The organism is Methylobacterium sp. J-026 (genome assembly GCF_022829585.1).
Taxonomy (GTDB): domain Bacteria; phylum Pseudomonadota; class Alphaproteobacteria; order Rhizobiales; family Beijerinckiaceae; genus Methylobacterium.
Genome location: NZ_JAKSYC010000151.1, coordinates 1 through 1,241, shown reverse-complemented (window position 1 = coordinate 1,241; position 1,241 = coordinate 1). Strand labels below are relative to the sequence as shown.

At 68.9% G+C, this 1,241-nt stretch carries 1 protein-coding gene; it reads left to right on the top strand.

Features of this window, described 5'->3' with window-relative positions:
• The coding region (locus MKK69_RS14170) for a PAS domain-containing methyl-accepting chemotaxis protein (protein WP_243968677.1) at window positions 1-1,121 on the top strand (1,121 nt) is incomplete at its 5' end.
• Window positions 1,122-1,241 lie beyond the last annotated feature (120 nt).

Genomic DNA, 1,241 nt, shown 5'->3' with positions numbered 1-1,241 from the left:
ACATCACCGCGCAGGTGCTGCGCAACATCGACCATGATGGCCAGCTCGAAGCCTTGCACCGCTCCCAGGCGGTGATCGAGTTCGCGCTCGATGGCACCGTTCTGACCGCCAATACCAATTTCCTCAACGCGATGGGCTATCGGCTCGACGAGATCCGGGGGCGGCACCACAGCATGTTCGTGGATGCGAACGAGCGGGCGGGCGCGGCCTACCGTGATTTTTGGGTGAAGCTCGGGCGTGGCGAGTTCGCTGCGGATGAGTTCCGGCGCATCGCCCGGGGCGGCCGCGAAGTCTGGATCCAGGCGACCTATAACCCGATCCGCGACCGGGACGGCGTGCCGGTGAAGGTGGTGAAGTTCGCCGCCGACATCACCGAACAGGTGCACGAGCGCCAGCGCCGGGCCGAGGCGCAGCGGGCGATCAGCACGGATCTCGACGCGATCGGTACCGCGGTCGAGGCCGTCACCCTGCAGACGGCCGAGGCCGCCGGCATAGTGGGACAGGTGTCGAGCGACATCCAGGCGGTGGCTTCGGGCGCGGAGGAGTTGTCGGCATCCGTCGGCGAGATCAGCCAGCAGGTCAGCCACGCCGCGCGCATGGCCGGCGAGGCGGTCGAGCAGGCCCGCCATACCGGCGGCATCGTCGAGGGCCTGAGCGGCCAGGCCACGCAGATCGGCGAGGTGGTGACCATGATCCAGGGCATCGCCTCCCAGACCAACCTGCTCGCGCTGAACGCCACCATCGAGGCGGCCCGGGCTGGAGCAGCGGGCAAGGGCTTCGCGGTTGTGGCCTCCGAGGTGAAGGCCCTGGCCGAACAGACCGCCAGAGCCACTGACCAGATCCGCGTGCAGATCACCGCGACCCAGGCGGCCACGCGCGAGGCGGTGGTCGCGATCGGTTCGATCCAGGGCACGATCGGCAAACTGGATGAGGTCTCAGCGGCGATCTCGGCGGCGGTGGAGGAGCAGTCGGCCGTGACCCGGGAGATGTCGGGCAGCATGCACACGGCCGCTCACGGGGTCACGAGCATCGCCGGCGGGATGGACGCGATCGCCCGGGCGACCGAGCAGGACCATGCCGCCACGCGCCAGGCGCGGGAGGCTGCACGGCGGGTGGGATGAAGTCATGGACGACGCGGGGGATGTGGCTACTGTGCAGGCCATTCCCTAGGATGCGCTCGGGAACCTACTCGGCGTACGCGCTGAAGTGGGGCCAGACACCGACGCACTCCAGTGAACTCC